The sequence below is a fragment of the Spiroplasma apis B31 genome, from assembly GCF_000500935.1.
Taxonomy (GTDB): Bacteria; Bacillota_I; Bacilli_A; order Mycoplasmatales; family Mycoplasmataceae; genus Spiroplasma_A; species Spiroplasma_A apis.
The window spans coordinates 783,203-808,220 of record NC_022998.1 but is presented as its reverse complement, the minus strand read 5'-3'; the positions used below and the strand labels follow the sequence as shown (position 1 = coordinate 808,220).

The 25,018-nt window shown below is 26.0% G+C and carries 20 protein-coding genes; 18 read left to right on the top strand and 2 right to left on the bottom strand.

Annotation, left to right across the window (positions count from 1 at the left end; all coding sequences use genetic code 4):
• Positions 1-16: 16 nt before the first annotated feature.
• Genes dcm through SAPIS_RS03475 form a run of 3 tightly spaced genes read left to right on the top strand, consistent with a single transcriptional unit; the run spans position 17 to position 4,449 of the window.
• Positions 17-1,339, top strand: a complete 1,323-nt coding sequence (gene dcm / locus SAPIS_RS03485; RefSeq protein ID WP_023789700.1) for a DNA (cytosine-5-)-methyltransferase — start codon at positions 17-19, stop codon at positions 1,337-1,339.
• A complete protein-coding gene (locus tag SAPIS_RS03480; RefSeq protein WP_023789698.1) occupies positions 1,332-3,800 on the top strand; it encodes a DUF262 domain-containing protein in 2,469 nt (822 codons plus the stop codon). The genes dcm and SAPIS_RS03480 overlap by 8 nt, the downstream gene beginning before the upstream one ends.
• Complete coding sequence (locus SAPIS_RS03475) at positions 3,787-4,449, top strand: hypothetical protein (RefSeq protein WP_023789696.1); 663 nt, start codon at positions 3,787-3,789, stop codon at positions 4,447-4,449. The genes SAPIS_RS03480 and SAPIS_RS03475 overlap by 14 nt, the downstream gene beginning before the upstream one ends.
• A 56-nt stretch (positions 4,450-4,505) precedes the next feature.
• Here the strand turns inward: SAPIS_RS03475 and glnA are convergent, their stop codons facing one another.
• Positions 4,506-5,840 (bottom strand): type I glutamate--ammonia ligase, encoded by a 1,335-nt coding sequence (glnA, locus tag SAPIS_RS03470; RefSeq protein ID WP_023789694.1) that lies wholly within the window; start codon positions 5,838-5,840, stop codon positions 4,506-4,508.
• 523 nt (positions 5,841-6,363) lie between these two features.
• Between glnA and SAPIS_RS03465 the strand changes: the two genes are divergently transcribed.
• From SAPIS_RS03465 to SAPIS_RS03450, 4 genes are all read left to right on the top strand, one after another.
• Positions 6,364-6,672: a SemiSWEET family sugar transporter gene (locus SAPIS_RS03465; protein ID WP_023789692.1), complete on the top strand. Its 309-nt coding sequence runs from the start codon at positions 6,364-6,366 to the stop codon at positions 6,670-6,672.
• A 435-nt stretch (positions 6,673-7,107) separates the two neighbouring features.
• Complete coding sequence (locus SAPIS_RS03460; protein ID WP_023789690.1) at positions 7,108-7,959, top strand: Pr6Pr family membrane protein; 852 nt, start codon at positions 7,108-7,110, stop codon at positions 7,957-7,959.
• A gap of 111 nt (positions 7,960-8,070) precedes the next feature.
• Positions 8,071-8,844 (top strand): Pr6Pr family membrane protein, encoded by a 774-nt coding sequence (locus SAPIS_RS03455; protein ID WP_023789688.1) that lies wholly within the window; start codon positions 8,071-8,073, stop codon positions 8,842-8,844.
• Between the two features lie 60 nt (positions 8,845-8,904).
• The gene (locus SAPIS_RS03450; protein ID WP_023789686.1) at positions 8,905-9,348 is read left to right on the top strand and encodes a dual specificity protein phosphatase family protein; all 444 of its coding nucleotides are present in this window, start codon (positions 8,905-8,907) and stop codon (positions 9,346-9,348) included.
• A gap of 68 nt (positions 9,349-9,416) precedes the next feature.
• On the opposite strand, the gene SAPIS_RS03445 is transcribed toward SAPIS_RS03450, so the two are convergent.
• On the bottom strand, positions 9,417-10,253 hold the full coding sequence (locus tag SAPIS_RS03445; RefSeq protein ID WP_023789684.1) for a MurR/RpiR family transcriptional regulator: 837 nt from the start codon (positions 10,251-10,253) through the stop codon (positions 9,417-9,419).
• 435 nt (positions 10,254-10,688) lie between these two features.
• Here SAPIS_RS03445 and SAPIS_RS03440 point away from each other — a divergent pair, with 435 nt between their 5' ends.
• The 11 genes from SAPIS_RS03440 to SAPIS_RS03390 all read left to right on the top strand — a co-directional run bounded on the left by SAPIS_RS03440 (position 10,689) and on the right by SAPIS_RS03390 (position 24,969).
• On the top strand, positions 10,689-11,204 hold the full coding sequence (locus tag SAPIS_RS03440; RefSeq protein WP_023789682.1) for a hypothetical protein: 516 nt from the start codon (positions 10,689-10,691) through the stop codon (positions 11,202-11,204).
• A 150-nt stretch (positions 11,205-11,354) separates the two neighbouring features.
• Positions 11,355-12,932 carry a PTS transporter subunit EIIB gene (locus SAPIS_RS03435; RefSeq protein WP_023789680.1) on the top strand — a complete coding sequence of 526 codons (1,578 nt, stop codon included), beginning with the start codon at positions 11,355-11,357 and terminating at the stop codon, positions 12,930-12,932.
• Positions 12,933-12,941: 9 nt separating this feature from the next.
• Positions 12,942-14,384 carry a glycoside hydrolase family 32 protein gene (locus SAPIS_RS03430; RefSeq protein ID WP_023789678.1) on the top strand — a complete coding sequence of 481 codons (1,443 nt, stop codon included), beginning with the start codon at positions 12,942-12,944 and terminating at the stop codon, positions 14,382-14,384.
• A 260-nt stretch (positions 14,385-14,644) separates the two neighbouring features.
• Positions 14,645-16,408, top strand: a complete 1,764-nt coding sequence (locus SAPIS_RS03425; protein ID WP_023789675.1) for a hypothetical protein — start codon at positions 14,645-14,647, stop codon at positions 16,406-16,408.
• 1 nt (position 16,409) lies between these two features.
• Complete coding sequence (locus SAPIS_RS05215) at positions 16,410-17,366, top strand: ATP-binding cassette domain-containing protein (protein WP_023789673.1); 957 nt, start codon at positions 16,410-16,412, stop codon at positions 17,364-17,366.
• 39 nt (positions 17,367-17,405) lie between these two features.
• Complete coding sequence (locus SAPIS_RS03415; RefSeq protein WP_023789671.1) at positions 17,406-18,338, top strand: hypothetical protein; 933 nt, start codon at positions 17,406-17,408, stop codon at positions 18,336-18,338.
• Between the two features lie 34 nt (positions 18,339-18,372).
• Positions 18,373-20,004 (top strand): hypothetical protein, encoded by a 1,632-nt coding sequence (locus SAPIS_RS03410; RefSeq protein ID WP_023789669.1) that lies wholly within the window; start codon positions 18,373-18,375, stop codon positions 20,002-20,004.
• 151 nt (positions 20,005-20,155) lie between these two features.
• On the top strand, positions 20,156-22,228 hold the full coding sequence (locus SAPIS_RS03405) for an MOLPALP family lipoprotein (RefSeq protein ID WP_023789667.1): 2,073 nt from the start codon (positions 20,156-20,158) through the stop codon (positions 22,226-22,228).
• Between the two features lie 288 nt (positions 22,229-22,516).
• Positions 22,517-23,005 carry a hypothetical protein gene (locus SAPIS_RS03400; protein WP_023789665.1) on the top strand — a complete coding sequence of 163 codons (489 nt, stop codon included), beginning with the start codon at positions 22,517-22,519 and terminating at the stop codon, positions 23,003-23,005.
• Positions 23,006-23,024: 19 nt separating this feature from the next.
• Positions 23,025-24,110, top strand: coding sequence for a TDT family transporter (locus SAPIS_RS03395; protein ID WP_023789663.1), 1,086 nt, complete (start codon positions 23,025-23,027; stop codon positions 24,108-24,110).
• A 148-nt stretch (positions 24,111-24,258) separates the two neighbouring features.
• Positions 24,259-24,969 carry a lipoprotein gene (locus SAPIS_RS03390; RefSeq protein WP_023789661.1) on the top strand — a complete coding sequence of 237 codons (711 nt, stop codon included), beginning with the start codon at positions 24,259-24,261 and terminating at the stop codon, positions 24,967-24,969.
• The last annotated feature ends 49 nt before the right edge of the window (positions 24,970-25,018 follow it).

Sequence of the window (25,018 nt, the reverse complement as noted above, 5' to 3'; positions counted from 1 at the left end):
TAGAGTAATTTTTTTTATGAATAAAATAAGAGTATTTGAAACATTTGCAGGAATTGGCGCACAACACAAAGCCATCTCCATTTTAAAAGAATATTTAAAAAATGATTATCAATTTGAAATTGCTGGAACTAGTGAATGAGATATTTGAGCAAACATTAGTTATAACGCAATTCATCATAACAATAAAAATATAGCTAAGAATTTGAGTGAAGATGAATTAGATGAGTTTCTTCTGAAGTTTGAACACTCAAGGGATTCTAAAAAACCTATGTCACCAAAAAACGTTATTGGGTTACAAAGAAATGTAAAAGAACTTCTTTATAGTTCTATTGTTAATTCTAAAAATCAAGGCAGCATTACAAAAATTAAAGGCGAAGATTTGATAAAGAACATTGATGAATTTCAAATGTTAACTTATTCCTTCCCGTGTCAAGATCTTAGTGTTGCTGGTAGTTTCCACGGATTTAACCAAGGTATGGCCAAGGGTTCAAATACACGAAGTGGATTATTGTGAGAAATAGAAAGATTATTAATTGAACTTGATGATATAAAAAAACTACCAAAATATTTATTACTAGAAAATGTGAAAAATATGATTTCTAAAAGACATAGAAAAGATTATGAAGAATGACTTGAGTTTTTATCTAGTCTTGGATACAAAACACAAACTTACGTTTTAAATTCCTTAGAGTATGGTGTCCCCCAATCTCGGGAAAGAGTTTATGCTCTAAGTGTAAGGGATGCCGATGATGGTGTTTTTCATGATACATTTAAAAAAAATGGATACATAACGGAAAAAAATAAACCAAAAGATATATCAAGTGAGATTAATATTTCACGTAAGTTAAATGAGCTTTTACATATTGATTACGATAATGTTAATGATAAAAATGAAGCTCTAAAAGCAATACCAAACAGGACCGTTAGTAGAAAACGTATGTATGATGACAATAGATTATTATTTACACTTAGAAAAACAAAAAAAAACTCTCGCGAGCAACAAGCTAAGTATAAATATTATGAAGTGGATAATAAATATTATTTAACTCATTGTAGCACAATAACAACTAAACAAGACCGGCACCCTAATGCAGGAAACATAGATCTGAAAAGTACAAAATTAGGTGGAGGAAAAAAAGCGCGGTATAGATTTATAACACCAAGAGAGGCGTACCTGCTAATGGGTTTTCACGAAGCTGATGTAGATAAAATTTTTCAAAATGATTTTTTAAAAAAAGAAGTTCTGTATAGGCAGGCTGGAAATTCCATAGTTGTGAATGTCTTAGTAGCAATTTTTAACAAAATAATTAAAAAAAGAGGAGATTCTAAAAATGATTAGTAAAAACTTTGAATTTTTGAAAGACTATCATAAATACAAATGAGTTTATGAAAAAATATCTATTATCGAAGATAGTCTTTTAAGTGATGACAAATATACTTTACAAGTAGATTCAGCTAAGTTGTTAGAAAAACTTTTAAAACAAGTGATGAATGAAGAAGAAAGAATAAAAAAAACATTAGGAGAGTTAATAAATAATTTTAACTTATTTTATAAACTCAAAAAAAGTGATGCCTTACCCTCAAATATTTTAGCGTCTTTCAAATGATTAAACTCTATAAGAAGTGTAGGTGTGCATCATAATGATTTATCTTATGTTGAATATCAATTATCATTTACCTCAAAGGTAAATTTCATTTTAACTTTACGTAAAATTTTACATTTTATTATTTATAGTTTTGAAGACACAAAAATAAACTTGCCGGATTGTGATGATGATATTTATTATAATACTTGCAAACTGGCGAAGAATTTAAAAGACAAAAAAGATTTTGATTATGAGAATAATCAAATAATTACAGAGAAATTATCTATTGGAGATTTCGTTTTAAATAACAAGATACGTTTTTTCATACCTACTTATCAACGGGACTACCGATGAACTAAAGAAGAGTGTGAAGAACTAATTGAGCAGTTATTTGATAAAAAAGATTCAAATGAACAAATATATTTTGGAACGATGGCATGTAGAATGTTTCCTAGCCAAGTTGGTAACTTTACAAAAGAAGTAAGATTAATGGATGGTCAACAACGTGTAACAACCTCATTAATACTTTTTAAAGCTATATTTGATGTTATTAAAGATAAACAAAAAGAACTGGATGATTTTTCTGAATCCATTCCAACAGAGTTAACAGACTTATTTGATTACAAAATAAATGATTTACATTCAGATGCCTTAATAAAAATTAAATATGAGAATAGTACTTCTACATCAGAAAATAATATATACAGTTTATATAAGGTTCTTACAGGATATAATATTGCATCCAAGTTTAAAAATGATTTGAAGCTACTCACACGAAGTCAAGTTATAACAAATTATGAGTATTTTTACAGTGTGTTTAAAAACTATACCATAGAAAAAAATTTGGATATATATAATTATTATGCAAATAATTTTATTGTCTCTTGTATAAGGTTTAATGATGATGATATAAACGAAATGGAAGTATTCGAGAATCTTAACTCGAAAGGAAAAGATTTAGATACTTTTGATATGTTGAAAAATTATATTTATAATATGGTCGATCAAAAAGTATTTAAGGAAAATTCAAAAAGAGTTGTAGATGAGTACAACAAGTATTTTAATTTGAGTTTAGTTCCCAAATTCAAAGGTAAAGAAGATGAACAAAATAAAAAATATGAGGCTTTCTTTTTCAACTTTTTGACTTATAAGATTGCGCTTAAAGGTACAACAAACATTGATCTAAAACAAAATAAAAAAAGTTTATTAAAAGCTTTTAAAAAGTTTTACAATGAAAAAAATATTACTTTTGATAAGTACGCCTCTATCTGCAGTGAGATAGGTCGTTATTTTTATATTTATAAAAATGTGAAATTAGTTAAAGATTATGAAAATATTACAAGTGAGTTTTATAAGTTTAGAACAACTCTTTCCAACATAGACGAAAAAGACTTCTCAATATGTTTATTCTATTTATTTGATGTTTTTTCTGACAATTCTTGAAGCTCTGCTGAACGAAAACTACATCTATTTAATGAGCAACTTCTTGAAAAATGTTTATTCCAAATAGAAAGATGATTTATTATGTTATTGCAAGTTAAAGGTACAGGTCAATCATTAAAAGGCGCTGTTATGATAAAATTGGTAAGATATTTAAAACTTTTTGAAAATTATTCTAACTTCAAGCAAGATTTACCTCAACATTTACAAGAATGATTTGCAGGAAAAACAAAAATAACTAAAGAAAATGAACATCTACTAATACCGTTGGAAAATAAATTGCCTTCAAAAGACGTTGCGATCGATTCATTAAAAAATAGGGATGTACAAAATAATTACATGAAAGTAATATTTTTAAAAAGACTAGAAAATTACTGATTAAATTTAAGTACAAAAGCTTGTCAAGAAGTTATATTTAAAGTATCTACAGTAGAACATATCATGCCTAAAACTCCAAATCAGGAGTGGTGAGAAATGTTAAACGAAAAAGAAAACCTTAACAGACAAGAATTAAAAGATAAGCACGCTGCATTTTTAAATAGAATTGGTAATCTTTTATTGTTGGATTCTAAAAATAATTCAGAATTAAGTAACTCTCCCTTTAAAATAAAAGTTAATAATTATATTGCAAGTGATTCAAGGTTAGCTAAAATACCTTTCACAAATAAAAACGAAAGCTTAGTTGATATTGACCACTTTGATTTTAAAATGATAGATGATCGAAGTGCAAAGTTAGCTAAGATATTGGTTAATGATATTTATGAAATTGAATAAAGTACAAAGAATTCTTAACTTATTTAAAGATAAAGAGGATTATAAATTTTGAAACGTCAAAACTAAGATAACAACAATAATAGATAAGACTTATTTGAATTTTACATCTATAGAATCAAGTAAACGCATACCTTTCATAAAAGTAGAAAAGTATATAGACAATCAATATAGTCTAGTATGTAATGGAATTAAAATTACACCAACCGATAAGAAAATGCGAATAGTTAGTCTTTCAGCAATTAGACAATACTTAGATGTACTAGAAACTTTTCGAATAATAAAACGAACAGATAAAATATCAAACGAATATAAAATTATAAATGAGGAGTTTTTAAATTTTGATACAAAGTTTGATTCTACTCGCTTATTTGAAATTCTTTATAGAAACTTTAATAAATTATCAAAAAAAGGTAAAGAGCTTTTTTATAGCACTGTTGTTTCTTGACTTGCTATTGATTATTTAGATAATTATGATACATTAGAAATCATTTATGGTAAAGACAAAAATAAGAAAGTTACTTGTGACCAAATTTACAAAATGGCTAAAGATTGTGGTTATGATCTTATAAAAAATGATGCGGGTATTCTGGGTTATGATTTAGATGATATATATCTAACTTTAATAAATTTGTTTAAAAAACAATTTTAAAAAATATTTAAATCAAAATAATAAAAAATGCTAATCAATAAAATGATTAGCATTTTTTAATAGTAGTTAAAGTACTTTTTAATTTCCCAGTCTGTTATTTCTGAAACGTAATCTTTTCATTCTTTTTCTTTGATAGTTATGAATTTATCAATAATATCATTTCCAAAAACTTTTTTAATTAAGTCCGAGTTTCTAAAAAAATTAAGTGCTTCTTTTAAATCTGTAGGCAAATTTTCTATACTTAAATTTTTTCTTTCTTCTTCTGAAAGGCTAAACAAGTTTTTCTTGATTGATTGGTGAGTAGTTTCTTTTGTTAATATACCATCTATTCCGGCCATAAGTATTGCGCTTAAAGCTAGATAAGGATTGGAAGTTGAATCTACCGAACGCACCTCAACTCTTTTTGCTTTATCATTGGCGGCTGGTATTCTTATCATTGTTGACCTATTGGAATCACTTCATGCTATATAACATGGAGCTTCATATCCAGGAACCAATCGTTTAAATGAATTTATTGTAGAGTTTGTTAATAAAGATATATCTTTTGCATGTTTTAATACACCGTTTATAAAATGTATAGCCAACTCACTTAAACCGTTTTCCTTAGATGAATCATAAAATAAATTATTATTATTTTTGTCAGCAATGGAGCAATTTACGTGCATCCCATTACCATTCATACCTTTTAGAGGCTTAGGCATAAAACTTGCATGCATATTATATTTTTTTGCCACAGCTTTTACAAGTACTTTGAAAGTTTGTAATTTATCACATGTTTCCAAGGCATTTGAATATTCAAAATTAACTTCGTGTTGAGATCTTGAAACTTCATGGTGAGAGACTTCCATATTAAATCCTAACTTTTGTAGTTCGTACATTATTTCTCTTCTGACTAAAGAAGATGTATCAATTGAAGGCGTACCAAAATACCCGCTATCATCTGTATGTTCTAAAATTGGAGTATTATTTTCGTCAAGTTTGAATAAAAAAAACTCTGGTTCTAAACCCACATTAAAATATTCTCCTATTTTTAAATCTCTCATTTTTTGTATGCATTTTTTTAAAATACTTCTTGGATCACTTTCAAAATGTGTTTTATTTGAAGTGTAAACATCACATAATAGTCTTCCTACTTTATATTCTTTTTTAGATTCCATCTCCAAAATTAATCAAGTATTCAAATCGGGATAAAGATACATATCTGCATCATTTATTTTAGAAAATCCTGTTATCGAAGATCCATCAAATATTATTTCATTGTCTAATGCTTTATCAATTTTCTCAGCAGGTATTTCAATACTTTTAAGAAACCCCAACATATCAGTAAATTGTAATTTTATATATTTTATATTCTCTGAGATAATAATTTTTTTTAATAGTTCTTTTGTCATTTTTTTCTCCATATAAAATATTATATAGAAAAAAATAATTTATTATTTATTTGCTATAATATTAACATTCTTGGAAAAAAAACACTTTCAATTATAAATAAAACAAAAAAAGTTTTTTTAAAACTATTTTTGTTAGCTCAATTAAAAAACTTAATATATTTTATGTTTAATTCTATTTTTAAGAACTAAAACTGTTTTTTAAAAGACAATCGGTTTTATTTAGATTATATATTTTAAAATACTTTGATAAATAAAAGGTTATTTTTTAGTTTACTTTATAGAAATCATAATTTAGTCGTTAAATGATTTCAAATTAAAGAAGTATCTTTTCTTATTTAGCAGTTTTATCTAACTTTTCTTGTATGTGATAATCAATAAGGAGAAAAAACATCGCATTGATGGATATAAAAATGAATTTATTAACTTAAAAAACTTTATAGTAATTCATTATAAGTAGCCTTATACACTAGCAATTTGCATATAAAGCATCTATTTGGTAGTATAGAAATAAGGGGGTATTTATATGGACATAGCAAAAGAAGTCATAGGCTGATTAGGATTTGCTACTAGTTTCTCTATGCTATTACCTCAGGTTATTAAAGTTATAAGATCAAGAGATACAAAATCATTATCTTTAGTTATGTTTTTATTAACCTTTGTTAATGCATTACTGTGATTTACATATGGTTTAATAGAAAAAAACATGCAATTATACATAGCGAACGCCTGTGCAATGGCAGCAAGTGTCATAATTTTATTTTTTATTATTGTCAATTTGTTGAAGATCAAAAACAAATCAAAGAAAAATAAAGTTGAGAAAAAGACTGAATAAATTTTAAAATTATTAAAGGAAAATGAAGCAAGGCTGTGCTTTTTTTTTTTTTTTTTAAAAAAAAAAAAAAAACATAATTTAAAATATGCTTTATTAGTGCTATATAAAGAAGATACAAAGAATAATTTTGTAAAAAACTTCAAATAAGTTTCTAAGCAATGTTTATTCGCTAACCTCACTAACAAAGGAATTTATTTTGATGCACTTGTATCTCATTAATAGAGTGCGAATATTTGTAAATCATGATTAAATGAATAAGACTAAAAGAAGTAAAAATTGGAATTAGAAATTGTAAATTTAATATTTCTTTAAATTATTATTTGCAAAAACTAATTTTTATAATAGAAACGTCTCTCTAGACTTATTTATAATATTTTTACTTATAAATAGTTATGTTATTATCATTAATATAAGAAATTAATTGAGGAACTATAAATGAATAAATACAAAGATAAATGATTTTATTTCGAAATAATACTAGGTTCTATGATCATTTTTGGATTAGTTTATGTTTATCTTGACCATATGATTAACCAATACTGGCTACGTAATATCAAATATCCTTTTTCAGTAGTAATATTTCAGGGGCAATTTTTTAGTTTTTTCACTTATCAAAGCAACTTTATTGTTGCGGTTTTCTTGCTTCTTTCTGGAATATTTTATAAAAAGAAATTAGCATTTTGTAAAAATCAAACAGTTCTATTGTCAATTACTTCGTATATTACAGTAACATGTGTCACTTATACTTTTATACTATTCCCATCAATACTTCTTAGTAAAAAACCAATCAATCCATTAGATATGGTATGAGGAACATTCTTTCATATGATATCACCGCCTTTAATGATTTTTTATTGTGTTAAAAACATAGATTTATCTAATATTACTAAAAAACAATATTTTACAAAAAGCTTCTTTTTATATTTAATTTATCCTTGGACATATACTATTTTTTTGATAGGAAGATTAATAATGTATACTGTAGATTTTAAGTTCGTAGATGTACCAATTGAAATAATTTATCCGTACTCACCGTTCTTTGACAATAATTCTAAAAGTCTTAATGATTTTATGAGTGAAATTATTAATTTGATATTGTCTGTTATTGTTTTCTTTGTCTCTGTACATATTTTATTTATTACAGTTAATATAATATATTTCTTTAGTTTCAAAAAAATGGCAAACAAGAAAGCGTTAAAAAATACTTTAACTCAAAACGAGAACTTAAATCTAAAAAATAGGGTTGTAAATAAATCTAAAAAAGTGAATACTAAACAAAAAGAATAAGAGTCTATCTTTTACAAGAAAATAAAAATATTTTAGACTTTTAAAAACCTTTTACAACTTGTATTTCGAATAACAATATAATATATAATTTGTAAATATAGGAGAGAAAAAATGAAATATAAAAATTTTCAAGTGAGCTATAAATTATTTTTTGGTATTTTATCAGCTCTAACTTTATATAGTTATTATTTATATAATGTAATTGATGGAAGTGAAATCAAAGATACATATTATAACAACTATGAGATATACACTATAGATTACTTTACAACATTTACCTTATTATCAAATGTACTTGTTCATGTATGATTAATTTATTCAGGTATCAAACACAAAAATGAAGGTAAAACAAAATTATTAAGTTATACAACAGCTAATGCATTAGCTACTATGATAACAATTACATTCTTAGTATACAATTGTGTACTAATTCCAGTTAACGGTTTTCCGTCATCTGCATTTTCAGTATTTACTACTTTAGTAGATCATGCAATAGTACCTGTTGCATTTGTAATATACGTATTATTTTTTATGACTGGTAAGCAAAGAGTTGGCTACAATGAATTCTTCCTTAAAAAATTTTGAATTCAATTTACACTAGTTCTAGGTTATTGCATATTTGCAATGGTTCGTGGGGAATTAAGATATGCAAACGAATCGTATTATTCTTATTTAAATAGTTCAGGTAAAGTTCAAAATCATCTTTACCCATACTTTTTCTTAGATGTACACCATAATGGTCCTATGAATCTACCTGGATATGTATGATTTATGATCGCTTTTGTAGGAATAATTGGAATCATGATTGGATTTTCATATTTATACAACTTTTTAAGTAACTCATTAATCAAGAAAAATTATTACCGTAATTTTGAAACAAATTAAAAGAATTAAATAAAAGTTTTTTCCGATAAAAGAATATAATGACCTTGGGAGATGAGTTTTATGAAAAAAATTATAGAAAACTTATACTTAGGTGATATGAATAGCGCTCCAAAAGACACAGAATTAAGAATATCTTGTGCTGAAGAAATATATTTAAAAATGGCACCAGATAAAGAAAAAAATTCTTTCTATGATGAAGCAGATAAATGCATTTACTATAAATTTGAAGATTATCCAATTTTTGAAGAAATGGAAATCAATCTAGTTAAGGATGCAATCAATACTATTGAGCAAAATATAAATAACAAAAAGATTTATGTTCATTGTTTATGAGGAGTCAACAGAAGTGCTTCCATAGTATTCATGTTTTTAGTTAGAAATGGTCATATAAAAAGTTCTGATTATTATGAAGCGCAAACTAAGTTTAATCAAATATATCCTAAACATAGTCCAAACCCAGGTTGAAAAGACTTTTTGATAAAAATGTATCCGTACAAATTTTAACTATCAAATATAAAAACCCAGTTTAATCCTAATTAAACTGGGTTTTTATATTTAAATTGTATGCAATATTATTTAGTAGAATTTCATTCTTTAATCAAATCATAACCAATTTCAAGATTTTTGGCATTTTGTTCTATATTAGTTTTAAATAACTCCATAAAAATTAAGTCCACTACAACTAGTTGAGATAATTTACACGAAATTGATGTTAATTTTTGATTATCTTCGTATGTTTTAAAGTTAAGGAGATAATCAACTTTATCAACATTTTTAAAACTTAGTGAAGAAGTAATTAGTCCGCATTGAATGTTGTTTTCTTTAGACTTTTGTATTAAAAATTGAATTTCTTTAGACATTCCGCTTTTAGAAATTAGCAACACCATGCTATTTTGGTCGAGCTTCGCAAAATGTAACAATTGCTGATGATAATTCGTATTTAGGATTATATCCATACCGATTTTTTCTAAATTATTAGCTAGTTCACGGCAAGCCATGTAACTAGTTCCGACACCATACAATAAAATTTTGTTTGCTACTTTCATTTTTGCGACCAACTTATCAATCTCTTTTGAATCTAAGTCATCAAAAGTTTCATTTAATGAATATGAATGATAAAGCTTTAAGTTATTTATTATGGCGTTTGTATTTGTTTCGTCTATAAAATCATAATTTTGTTTTGCAAAGTTATGTTTATTTGATATTTCTAATTGAAAATCCTTTAATGATTGATATCCAAGCTTCTTAGACAATCTTGTGATCGTAGAAGTTGACACATTTGCTTTTTTTGCGATATCATTTATTTTTTCTGTAATAAATATTTCAGGATTTTGGTTAATATATTGAGCTAAATAAGCTTCTGAGTTACTTAATTTAACTTTTGGTATAACTAGTTCGATACTTTTCATCTTTTTCCACCTATAACTTCCATATCAATTTTTTAAAATTATTATTGATACATTATTTATAAGCCATTTATAGATAACTAATTAGGTCGTCATAAAATACTATGCTTGGATAGTAATTCTATAAAGTTGATAATGTAAACTATCATTTTGTCTACTTTATATTGTACTACCGAGATAGTGTCACTATTATAACACTATCTATGTTACTTTTACACCACTCATAAATGGCATTACTGTGAAACACGTTAAAAAACCCCTAAAAATCGTAATTTTCCAAGAACAATGTTTTTTTTCATTTTAAGGTACACTAGTTAAAAATAATTTTCAATTTTAAAATAAATTTATTTTTTCAATTTATTACCTGTTGTAGTTATTATAAAACTTTATAAACTGGTGCTAATAATGATAAAATTATACATATTTAGGAGAATTGCTATGAATAAAAAAGAAATGATGAAACAAATAAACATTTTTTTAAATAAACAGGGGTGCCAAGATATTCTTTTTTATGCACCAAAAGATGCAAGATTTTTGGTAAAAGAAAATTATAGGGTAATAAAAGATTTGTTTAAAATAAGTTTTAAAAATAAAAACATGCAAAATATAAATATATTTTTAAAATTTAATCCCAATTCATACATTTATAGAGCTAGCAATGAGGACACTATTTCTTATTTGATGGAGTTATCTGATGATGACAAGAATAATATTGATGAGATATTAAATCTTTATTCAGGTAGAGATGATAATATAGGATTTGAAAAAATGGAATTTTCATTGCAATCAAGTCCAGTAAGATTTTTAAACACTTTGAATGAGTTCGAAATTAATATTTATGTAGAAATATTAAAATATCCAAATATGATAAAACAAACTTGTAGCATAACTAAAATAATGTTTTTTGATATTTTTGGACATTTCATGCGTGATTTTCTTCCGCTGTTTGTTTAATTTCTAATAAGTACCTAAAAATGAGTTTTTACAACTCATTTTTTTATTTTTTAACATTGAAAAAAAACACTAAAAAGTTATTTTTTTCATAAATATATGAATTTTATGTTTTAATTATGTTAATAAATTACTTTAGCAAGGATTGAATTTATGAAACTGTTCAAACAAAAAAGTCTTCATAGCGATGATTACATTCTTTTAACAAAACTGTTAGGTGGAATTGAAAATATTGATAGTATTAATCGTTGCTCAACAAGAATGAGAATTGTTGTTAAGAATAACGAGGGTATAAATATCAATGATGTTGAAAATATATCATTTGTAAAAGGTGCAATTATCAAAGAAAATATAATTCAACTTATAGTTGAAGGTGATTTGAACACGATTAATAAAGAATATCTAAGAAGTTTGGGTATTTCCCTGCGAAAAGTGACAAATATTTTTGATGTTAAATTAACTACAAAGAAAAACTTTTTCAAGGCGACAATGGACGGAATTGGTGTTTTGATAACACCATTAATTCCATATTTAATAACCTTAGCAATTGTTTCGACTATTTCTAACATATTTAATGTGATAGAAATAAATGGTCAAAAGCTTTCTGGACAAGGCTCGACATTGAAAATAATTGGTGAAATGTTGGTTACTTTGCAGAATGCTTTAACATTAGCGTTTTCGATTCTAATACCATGATCAATTTTTAAAATGATGAATGGTAGTCAAGCAATTGGTATTTGCATTGGAGTTTCATTGTGTGCCAAAGACCTATATGTAAGTCAAAAGTTTATGGAATCCGATCAACCTTTATTTAGTTGAATTACCTCTAAAGGGGGAGAAGGATTGTCTTTTGGGGAGTTAGCCAGTGGTTATCCTTGAAAAATTTCTTACGAAGGTCAAATCATTCCTCTTGTAATGATTGGTTTTTTAGCAGTTTATATTGAAAGATTAGTCAAAAAAATAAAATATGGTGTGATAAAGGAACTTATAGGTATTCCGATGGTAACAATAATCTCTTTCTTTGTAGGAATATTGTTATTAGCACCAATCGGAATGATGATTACTTACGGAATGAATATCGGAGTATTATGAGGAACTACCAATAAAATAGCAAAGTATATTTTCAATCCAATATTTGGTTTACTTTTACCTTGGTTAGTTGTTACTGGATTTATTCAAATATTTGTTGTTATAAACCTTCAACAATTTGCAACTTATCAAGCTACTTCTATTATGCCAATGTTCACACAACTAAATGTTGCTGTCGCAACGAGTGTTTTTGCTTTTTCTTTACTACATAAAAGTAATAAAGAATTACAAAAAGAAGCAATTCCATCATATTTGATTGCTTATATTGGTGGAACAACCGAACCTGCTTTATTTGGTATTTCACTTAGATTTTTATTCCCTGTTATAGCAACAAGTATTGGTGCCACTGTTGGTATCTTGATAACTACAGCTTCAGGTGTAATTACCACAATGGGTGCGGCCTCTTTATTAATATTTTTATCAACAATTCCTCAAGCATTGACTGCTGCACCATCATTTGGTATTGAAACATGACCAGGAACAGGATTTTTATGGATGGCTGTAGCACTTGGAGCAACAATAATAACTACTTTTCTAGCAACTATTTTACTTTCTAGATTAAATTATTTCAAAATTTCAACAAAAAAAGTACTAGAAAGAGATTTTGCACCAATCCCTATCAAAAAACGAAATGAATCGTAAGGAGTTAATATGAAAAAAAATGATGAATTATTAAATACAAAATACAACGAAATACCAAAAGATGAATATAAAAAAGCTAATAAGCTTGTTGAAAGTGACATATATTACCGACCAACTTATCACATAGCACCACCAAACGGACTATTAAATGATCCCAATGGTTTAGTTTATAAAGATGGAGTACACCACATACATTATCAATGAACACCAATCCAGCCTTACCATGGTTTAAAACACTGACGATATTTAACTACTAAAAATTTTATAGATTTTGAAGACCATGGCGTATCAATAGTGCCAGAAGAAGAATTTGAAATGAATGGGGCATTTTCAGGAAGTGCTATCGACTTGGGAGATAAGATTAAATTATACTATACTGGAAATATTGAAGATGAATCAAATAATATTGCAAAAGAACATCAAATCTCTGCAGATTTAATCAACGGTGTTGTAACAAATAAAAAAATTGCTGTTGAATGGGATGCAACTAAATTTACACCTCATGCTAGAGACCCGAAAATATTTGAATACGAAGGACAAAAATATATGTTGTTTGGTGTTCAATCTAGTGATGACAAGGATGGTGGTTTGGCTATATACAAAATGATAAACGAAGATCAATTTGAATATAAAGCTACATTAAAATCTAATAACAATTATTATGGTTATATGTGAGAATGTCCAAATTTAGATAAAGTTGGAGATAAATACTTATTTATAATGTCATCAGAAGGTTGAATCAAAGAAGATGATAAATATGAATTGAATGGTTTCAGAAATGTTGTTTATACATTGATTGAAAAATTAGATTTTGATGATACTAAGTTAAATGAATTATTCGAACCCAGAACAATGGACTATGGACATGATTTTTATGCACCTCAAACATATTTTGAAAATAACAAGTTGTTAGTGATTGGTTGAATGGGAGCTGTTGGTGTTCAATACCCAACAGATCAATATTCTTGACATTCTATGTTAACAATACCAAGAGAACTATCGGTTGAAGGTGATAATCTTATACAAAAACCATATATTGGATTTACAATGAATGCATTATCAGAAACTGAAACAATCTTTGATGATAATTTAGAAGTGAACAAAAGCATCCACCTTAAATTTGAACTTGATGACATTTTGGAAATTAAAATTTCAAACGACCAAGGTGAAAATGTTGTTATAAGTTTTTCAGAAAAAGAAATTATGCTTGACCGAGATTGTGGTTCAGAAATTGTAGATTGAGATTACGAAAATCCTCGATTTGCTAAAAGAAAATTAAAAGAACAAATTGTAGAAATATTTATTGATTCTTCTTCAATAGAACTATTTGCAGATAATTATCAAACAATATTTACTTCAAGATTTTTTGTAAAGAACTTTAATAGAATTGAACTTTCTAAAAAAACTAATATGCAAGTATCAAAAATTAAATCAATCAAAGTGATAAATTAAAAAAATATTCACTTAGTTTAATAAGTGAATATTTTTATGCTCAGAAATTTTTTAAAAAGATTTTTTACCTTAGTAATTTATTTACATATGGAATTTAGGTAATTAAAAATAACACTATGATATATAGTGTTTTTCATTTATAATATAAGGGATAAAAAGTATAAATTAATATATTTAAAGATAAATTAATAATATTATAAAGTCAATTTAAAAAATATGTTAAATTTTTATTTTAGAAGAGTATCAAGGAGGAAAAAACTGTGCTGAATAAAAATGAAAAGAAGGTTTGAAATATATCGTTTTGATTACTATTGAAATTTTCTTTTAAATCTGTAGTTTTAGAAAAATCATTTGTAATATTAAATTTAGTAGTTTCAATATTCTCAATAGGGTTTTCTTTTTACACATCATTTTTGAAATCTGGAAAAGAAATAGTTATTGCTTTTGATTACTACACATTAATTTTCATATCAAGTCTACTTTTTATAATAATACTAAGGGGACTACAGTTTTTCTTTAATAGGAAAGTTGAAGATAAAACAATGTATATTGTTATATCAAATCAAGTGTCAAGAAAAAAATTCTTTATAGCTCAATGATCATTGATAGTTATAGTTTCATGAGCAAATGTATTATTTGGTTATTTTATTATAAATTTTAATTATTTAATTATGAATCAATTTGAGGTTAATAATGTTTTATTTAGAAAAACAACAGTTTTCCTACTTTATACATTTGTGGTTAGTGTTTGCTTAATCAATTTCATTTTATTTTTGTTATTATTAACAACACCTCAAATAACAATGATTGCTTCAACATTATTATTATCATTCTCATTTATAGCAAATCTACCTTTAAAATTTTTAAAAACTAAAGAAGAAAATGAATTATTAGTTTTTAACATGAAGAATACAAATAGATCACAACAGTTAACGGTTTCTTCTTTATATGAAACATTCAATTTGCAAAAATATATTAACTCAGGAGATATTAAATACAATTATTTGGCAAAATCTCTTAATGATTTTATACTTGAAAATAAGTTTGAAAAAGGAACATTTTCAAGTAAAGATACTATTGAAAAAAGACTAAATAATTATTGAAAAGAGTTAGGTCTTGTAGATGAAAAAACAAGAGAATTCAAAAAATTAAATGCAACTTTAATGAATTCTCCAAATGAACTTAAAGGTTGGGATTTTAACGATCCAATCGAAATAGATATGAAAATGAAGAATTTATTTATTAACGATTATCAATTAGAGAACGTTATTTTAAATGAAACAGATCAAAATAAAAAAAATGTTTTAAAAGATTTTTATGATTTTTCAAAATCAATACAAGCAATTTTACCAGATCTACAAAAACAAAAAGCTGAATTATTTAATGACTTTATTTATGTTGATGAAGCTAATAGTTTTATGGAAAATAAAAACAAAAATAAAAAACTTGATAAAGTTACATTCACAACTTCATATTTAAAATCTATTTATAAATATTACTTTACAAGTGCGGCTTCTCCAACTGATTTAACAGTTTCATCAAGTACTGAAGTAGCAAGTTTTATGGAAAATAATATGTATTTCCCACTTATGTTAGCTGCAAATATAGTAGAAAAATACTTGGTTGATTATGCAACTATCTACCAAATAGCAACAGAAAACCCTGTAATTCAAGAGCAAGGTCAATGAAAAACTTATAAATCTGGAAGAGATGCGCTTGAAATATTCTCTTATGTAAGTCCATTTTTTGGAACTTGAAGTACATATACTTATTTTTCTGGATACTCATTTAAGGACTTTTGATTTAGTCCATACAGTAGTTCAAAAATAATTTTAGACAATCAAGACAACTTATTTTTACCTTATGTTCAATATACCTTTAATTTAAATGATGACGGTGCTATAAAAAAAGAAACTTATAATGATTTCTTGAATCCTATTATATTTATAGGTGTTCAATTAGGTATTGCTGCAACATTAATGTTTATTACTGGTTTGAAATTTACAAGAAGGGACTTGAGATAATATGGAAGACTTAATCATACATTTTGATGAATACGTAAAAAAATTTAGAAACCACAAAATAGGTCCATTAAGTTTCGGTATAAAAAAAGGTCAATTTACAGCTATTTTAGGATCATCTGGAAGTGGTAAATCGGTTATCATCAACACCATAATTGGAGCTATTAAAACATTTCATGGAAAAGTAACGGTTAATGGATTTTCAAAAAAAAGCGGTAAACACTTTTACGGAAATAAAGATATTAGTCTTTATACTCAACTTGATTTCTCACTTTTCGAAATGTCAGCAATTCCATACTTAAAACAAATGTGTTTAATAATGGGAATTCCTAAGAAAGAAATCAAAGCTAAAATTGATTACTGATTGAAGTATTTTGATTTATGAAAAGATAAAACAAAAAAACTTAAAGAATACTCTTGAGGGATGCAAAATAGATTAAGTTTGATTCTTTGTTTGATAAAAGAAGCTGATGTTTTAGTTTTAGATGAACCAGCAGCCAATCTAGACTCGTTTTGAAGAAATAAAGTAAGAAATTTATTAATAGATTACAAAAACGCTGGCAAGACTGTCATTATGACTTCACACAACATTGATGAAGTAAATGACCTAATTGATTATTATATAGTTGTTGAAGCAGGAAAATTACTTTTTACGGGATCAAAACTACAACTTGATATGTATTCTAAATATAAAGTTTTCTTCTCTGATGAAATTAATTTACCTAAATTGAAAGCATTCTTAAAAGAAAAAGGGTTAAAAACATTTAAATATGATGAGTTTGAAAACTCTCTTGTTATTGCTACAAATACTTCAAAAGAAATCAATTGAGTATTTTTATACTCACTTAAAGAAACTGCACCAATCTTAAACTTGGTAAAGTTACCAGTTAATATTGAATCAATTTATAAAGCATTAGAAGCAAATGCAAAAAATAACGACATAATAAAAAATTTAGTATAAAATAAATAAAAATGAAATGAAATGAAGGATGGAATTTATATGTATTATGTATTGGGATCAAGTTCATTGTTCTTTATAACAGATGCAAATGGTTGTTTTTATTATGTATTTAATGATTTTAATCAAGCTAAAAACTTTTGTGATTCATTAAATGCACATACTAATAATTTTTATCAAACATTAATGAAAAACGATTATTATTTAAAAAGTTTATTTTATTCTACGCAAATAAACAATGTTTATCAAAATGTGGGATTAGTTAATAGTAATTTTTCTAATCAATCATATTATGATATAAATAATGGTTTATCATTCAATAATAATCACTCAACAAACTCTAGTTACTCGCCTAGAAATGATTTTTTTGGAGCTCAATTAGCTTCTCATAATCAAGGTTCTGCTACTTTCATAGCAAATCAAGATTATATGAATAAAAATAATCAACCATTTCCAAATAGTATAAATCAAAACTATAATACAGTAGCAAATGATTATTCAAATAAAACAAATTCATTTTTATCAGAAAATAAAGATAATAGCTTTATTAATCCATTAGAAAGTATATTTGTTAAAAATAAACACGTTGTTAAATCAAAAAATGAAGATTATCTGTCATCTACTATCGAAACTGCTAATAAGATTTTAGAAAACTCTAAAATTGATGTTGTTGACTTTGACGATGTATCAAGTGCAGATTTTGACACATTAACTGTAGATAACTTTGATAATGTCTCAAACGAAAATGAAGAGACAACTTTAAATGAGACAACAAACAATGATACTATTTTATCAAACGAAGCAAATGATAGTAATTTTAATGAAGAAACTAATGATAATAACAAAGAAGTTGAAGTAGTGGAAAACAAAGTTGAAAGAAATGAAGATGACGATTCTAAAGAATCTGAATACGACTTCTCAAATTGAAACTACAAAACTATAAAATTCGATGAGTTTATAAATAAAATCAATTAGTTTGATAAAAAAACCAAAGAAAGTTGGCTTAAACATGTTTAAAAAATTTTGGATATATCTATTATCTTTCATTTTATTATCTCCAATTATTATTTTTATAACGAAGCTAAATTCAAATAAAGAAGATGAAGTGGTTACCAAAAACTTTGCAGAAGGACAAGAAGGTTCTTCGAATGTTAATGACTTCATGTGGGGCGGAAAAAGTCTACAATATTTTATTTATAAGCACTCAAATATTAAAGAAAATGAAGATGCAAATAAATTATTAAGAGAGTTTAAAAGCAGATTATTCGATATTTACAAAAATAATGAAGATGATTATTTTTATATGTCTTTAATATCAAGTGTAATTAATATATCAGCTTATGGTATGTCATCTTACCAAGAATTTTTTGCTGAGGCTTATTCTAAATGAACAACTACTGAGGATACTGCAAAAAATAAGTCATGAGAAATATTGAATGAATATTTTTTAAAAATTTATAATAATATTAAAAATGAGTATTCTGGTGTAATAAATGATACTAATTGAAATAATATAAAAGCATTAATTGATCAAAGTACAATTAGTTCTAATATTTCATATGACACAAAAAAAACTAAGAGTGAAAATGATTTATCATATAAGGATTTGCTTTATAAAAGTGAAAATTTTGGTTTAAGAAGTATTGGTGAAAATGATTCAATCAAATATTGTCAAAATGCATTATTAGCAAGTGCTCAATATTATATTGGTAATGGTTCTAATGATACCAACTATGGTGCCACTTCATCTTATCTTATTGATAATGAAGTTAAAAAGTTTTTTGGCATTTTTTCCTATAATTCACTAGGTACAATTATGAATGACTCTTTCACAAAAGCTAGCGATAAATCTATCCAAGAATTTAAAACTTTTAAAAAAGAAAATGTCATGTTTGAAAGTTTCGATAAAATGAATGATTATTATTTAAAAGTTACAAATAACGATAGTTATTCAAATAACAAATACAAATTAAATCCAGGCGCTAATATAGCATTAAGTGATTCAATCGAAAGATTAGGTAAATTTTATAACTGAAGCACTGAAAAAGTAGATGAACTCAAATCTCAAACATTGGATTTATTCAATATATCAATAAAATTGAGTAAGTACGGTGATGAATATTATTTATTATATTATTTATGAGGTTTTATAATTTCACGAGATTTTCCTTTAAAAGATGCTGGAGAATCAACAATGGCCTACACCTTAACTAAGTTTGTAGTTAATAAAAGTAATAGAAGTTTAGCAGTTTCGTCATCCAGTGCTTTTTTGATTTTTTCTAGTAAATCAATGAATATGTATGAGTCATCAAGCTTGAATGATCAATACCAAAAAGGTTGATGAAGTAGTCCGAACATTTTTTGTACATTAAATCACGAAATGGGTCATGTAATGGACGGTTATTTAGGATCTCTAAAAGTTTATTCCGAAATGAATAAAAGAAATTTTTCTGATTATATAAAGCAAAATCCAAACAATGTAACTTATAAAGGGAGAATTTTAGGATATGAAGGGGACCAAACATACAATAAATCAAACTTATTTATGATTATTGGTATCACTGTTGGTTGTGTTGTTGGGTCTTTATTAATCGCTCAATTGATAAGAACATTGGTTAGCAAAAAACCTAAAAGTGAATAATAATTAATCTTACTTATGTAAGATTTTTTTATATGTAGGTAAAATTTTTTTATTTATCTAAATTTGTTTTGAATTTCTATATTATTGGATATTTTAGTTTATTATAAATTTAACTTGTACTTCAAAAAAAGTTTAGAAAAGAGAGAACTTCGTGAAAAAACTATTAGGGATAATTGGAACGTTTACCTTATTGTCATCAGCTTCAACAAGTGTTGTTAGTTGTGGACCTAAGATATCAAGAACCACAATTAAAGATGAAAATGTACTTGAACATAGTGAATCTTTATCTGTTGTTCTTTCCCAAGTTACAAAAGGATTATTTTTTAATCAAAATAGTATCAAAAATAACGAACATATCAGTACTAATTATATTTTGAATAACTTCGTAAAAGACAAAGCTCTCAATGATCTAGGTATTGATAAATTACCTAGTGAGTTATCTGGTGATACTAAATACAATGAAGTTTACGAAGAGTTTTTCGATAACTCTTTGTTTTCTGAGCAGATAAAATTATCTGATAATATTTATCAAGGAACCGTATTGTCACCATCAAACAGTACATTAAGTTCAATAAATGAATACTCTAGTTTAATACCTATGATTTTGAATGGATTGATAGACCCATCAATGTTAGCCAGTCTCGGAAGTATGGTTGGTGGGTTTCTAAAACCAGATTTATTAGCTTCGGTTGCTAATTATGTAAGCAATGAGAACTTGATGCTTTTAGAAAAGGCTTTTAGTCCAGATATTTATAAAGACATGAGTTACCAACAGGCAATGGATTCTAGTGCTATTGGACTCGCTAATGCGATTGAAACATTACTGAATGTCAACTCAAATAAAATATTTAGTTATGATAATTCTGATGACGTTGCTAAAAACTTTTTACCAGCAATTGATCAGTTAGGAGATAATTTGATCTCTTTAATCAAAGGTGAAAAAAAGTTAGCATTTGATATTGAGAAGAATATGAGTACAATTGCTGAGATTTTAAGGTTTGTAAGAACTTTGCTCCTTGCAATCGATTCATTTACTTCCGATGAACTAACAAAATCACCATTAAGTCTCGATTATGTTTTGGATAAAAGAAAAAGTAAAGTTACAACAAATAAAATAAATATTAATAAACTTGTGACATTACTTAAAAAAATGACTGAAGATGAAAATGGAGTGATTTTAAAAAATATTATAAATATTTTATTAGGAACTGGAAATATAGTTGATGGTAATGATGCAAATAGCAATGTTAATAAAGATGAAAACGGTGCTATGAGTTATTTAGGGGACAGCAACGGTGGTTATGTCAAAGTCTTAACAAAGATATTAAGCAAATTAATAAATAAGGATTATTTAGAGATAGATATAAAAACAGTAAATTTAAAAATAAATGTTGATTATTTATTGAGATGCTTTATTGATACAGGTTTAGGCGATAAGAAAAATCTCGTCTCTAATTTATTAAGGTCAGGTCTTATTACTCCTGGATTAATATTACAGGCAGGGGATAGTTTACCAGATATGTTCAAAAATATAATCAAGTCTTTTGATGATAAAGAGTGAAACAAATTCAAGGAAGACTGAATAGCTTATATATGGAATAACGATAACCAAACTTTAAACTTCTCTATAAAGAAATTATTAAACCAACCTTTAAAAAGTATTATGGAAAGTTCTTTATTTAGTTCAAACCCTTCGAAAACTTTCAATAAAGAAAAAAATAACTCAATGGATTTTCTAATGCAAAAAAGTATTTCTGAAATTGCAAATGACTTATATGAATCTGTAAAATCTTCTAATGCAACTTTGAATTTCGATGATGTTGCGTTATTGTTCAAAAGTTTATACGAAGGTAATACTTTGCAAAATGCATTGAAAGATCCAAAAAACATTTTTAATATTTTAGGACTAGATTCATCAAGTAAAAAGTTTAAAGAAGGGTCTCCGCTTTATTATTTAGCGTTAATTTTAAAAGAAAACATTGATTGAATAAAGAACGCTTTAACTAAAGTTCTATCTTACATAAAAACTTATTTACAAGAACTTGAAGAGTACAATAAAATAATAACCGAAGAATTCAATAACTTGAAAATCTCGAAATCTAAAATACAAAAGAATAAATTTACATACAAAGTATCAAATGGCAAAATTGTTAATAAGTATGAAATTCAAATAACTCAAAAAAACGGTTTATATTTAATTTCAGAAATAACTCTTTTTGACTAACAAGTCCTTAGACAATAAAATTGTGCTTGCTAGATATTAGCAAGATTTTTGTAATTATGAACCATAATACTATTAATTTTATTTTGTCGCTTTTATCCACCATTACTTCCTAATAAATTGTAATATCTCGTCTTTAGTTTTATATATGGTTATTTCATTCGACTATCAAAATGTTCAAGCATTTATACTTGTGCTTCAATTTTTTGTTTTTTTCATTTATGAACACTTTTTATAGATAGATATTTTCTTTGAAACAATTTATAATCTTTTTATTATTAAGGAGTAAGTATGTCGAGGTTATCTAAAACACTTGTGAATATCGGAGCAATATTTCTGTTGAGCTGTTTGCCATTAGTTATGACTTTTTCAATATTATTGATAAGTTCAACATCTTTTATTGAAAGTGGTTATGACCAATTACATAAATTTGGTCAGTTTCTAAGAGAACTAACAGGTGAAGTTTTAAGTTCCATAAAAACGTTAGGATCTTTATTGTTTGTTTTATGTTTAATCATACTTAGTTTTATAATAATTTTCTTAGTTTTTGTAAATTCACAAAAAGCCCTTACGCAAAGAGTTGGATATCTTTTGGGAATTATTGGATCAGCGATCTTGTTTTTAGTATCTCTATCGATATTTTCAGCTACGGCAACAAGTGCATCTGATGGCTCTAAAATTTTATTATCAGGTTTGGGTTTAATATTTTTTGGAATAGCAGGATTGATTATCTTAGTCGGTTCAATTTTAGGAATGATTTGTGCAAAAACCAATAAATAATAATTTTAAAAGGAGAACTATGAATAACCCATTTGTTAAATTTTATAAAAACTCCTCTAAACTACCATTATCATTAGCTGGTACAGCACTTGGAACAGCCACTATGGGTAATGCTTGAGGATTATTTAATAATCCTATAGGTTTTGCATTTGATGGAAGTTTTGTGAAATATATTACTATATCAATTTCTCTTTTGTTGATAATATTAATGTTAATTAGATACATAATACACCCAGTTGATTTAATAAACGATTTTAAAAGTCCAGTGTCTAGTAATTTTATTCCTACGATCTTTATGGCTCTATTTGTGATATCTGGTTTTTTTGGTGTAGTTAATTGTAATTGAATACAAATAGTTATTTGACTAGTTTGTGTTTTTTTACATTTAATTTACATAGTTTCTTTTTTGATCTACCACCTAGTACGTTTTAAGTTTAATAACTATATGGCTTCATGATTTATACCACCGATTGGAATTGTAGTTGCTTGTGTTATGTCAAATAATCTGGGAAGTTTTTTAGGTGGTGATTTTGCTGCGGTTATCAATTTAATATCAAAGTCTTGTTGATATATCGGTCTTGCTTTTTATGTGATTATGTTACCACCAATGATGTATAAATATTTGTTTACAAATCATTTGAAAGAAAAGAAATTACAAACCTTTGGTGTTATGGCAGCGCCACCAAATCTTTTATTAGCAGGTTATTTAACCACCTTTAGTAATCAAGATATTAATAACCATAAATATTTTTTTGTATATATATTATGTGCATTGGCTATTTTGTTTACGTTAATTGTTTACTTATCTTTATTTAAAGTCTCAAGAGAAAAATTCTCTCCTTTGTTAGGATGCTATACATTTCCATTAGCTATCGGAATGATATCTATGATAAAAATGAGTGAGTTTTTATTCATGAGTTTAGGGGCTGATAACATTTATGTGATTAGTTTTAAAATATGAGCCTTAATTGAAACTATCATAGGAACAATAGTAATTGTATTATTCAACTTTGCAATATTTACATATAGTTATGTAGTTCTTTTTGTTGGAGAGTCTCAAAAAAATAAAACGAATAAATTCATAAAGTATATAATGAACTATTAAGTTGCTAAAAAATATTCTTTTTCAAAATAATTTTTGAAAAGAATTAACAAATTTTAAAAAATATTTCCATAAACTTGCTATTTTCTTTTCAAAATGTAATCTTTTTATAAGCATATGTAAACATATGCGATATTTAAAAGGAGAAAAAATGAAAAAATTACTTGGATTATTAGGAGCTATGGGAATGGTAGCCTCTACTGGAGCAACAGCTGTTGCTTGTAGCAAAAAAGAAGACACTTTAGGAAAAGTTGAAGTTGACAAAAAAATTATCGAAAAAGTTGAAGATAAAATTACTATTAAAGTAACTTTAAATGAAGAGAAAAAAGATACTGTTAAATTAGTAGCTAAATCAAAAGCTGCTTCTAGTATTTTAAAATTTGGAGAAGCAAAAGTTAACGAAAAAAATAAAAAAGAATACACTATTGAAGTATCTTTAATTGCTAATGAATTACCAAAAGCAGACGTTAAAGAAGAAGTTAATGTTTCACTTGGTGATAAAATGGTCGGTTCAAAAATAGAAATTACTATTAAAAAAGCAGCCGATGTTGCTTTATCTGGTAAAGTGTCAGCAGATAAAAATACAATTGATACAAAAGATACTAAAATAATTTTGACAATTGAATTAAATAAAGAAGTGGATGTTAAAACAATTATTGCATCTTCTGATGCAAAAACATCACTTCTAAAATTTGGTAGTGCGGTACAAGATGGAACCACTAAAACAAAATATACTATAGAAGTTAGTCTTAAAGGTGCTGATCTTCCAGCAACTATGACTAAAGAAAAATTAACTGTTAAAGTTGGTGAAACAACCATCGATAAAGCAGTTGAAATTACTATTAATGCTAAAACAGTTTAATTATTAAATATTTTTGAAAATTTTGGGTAAAACCAAAATTTTTTTTATT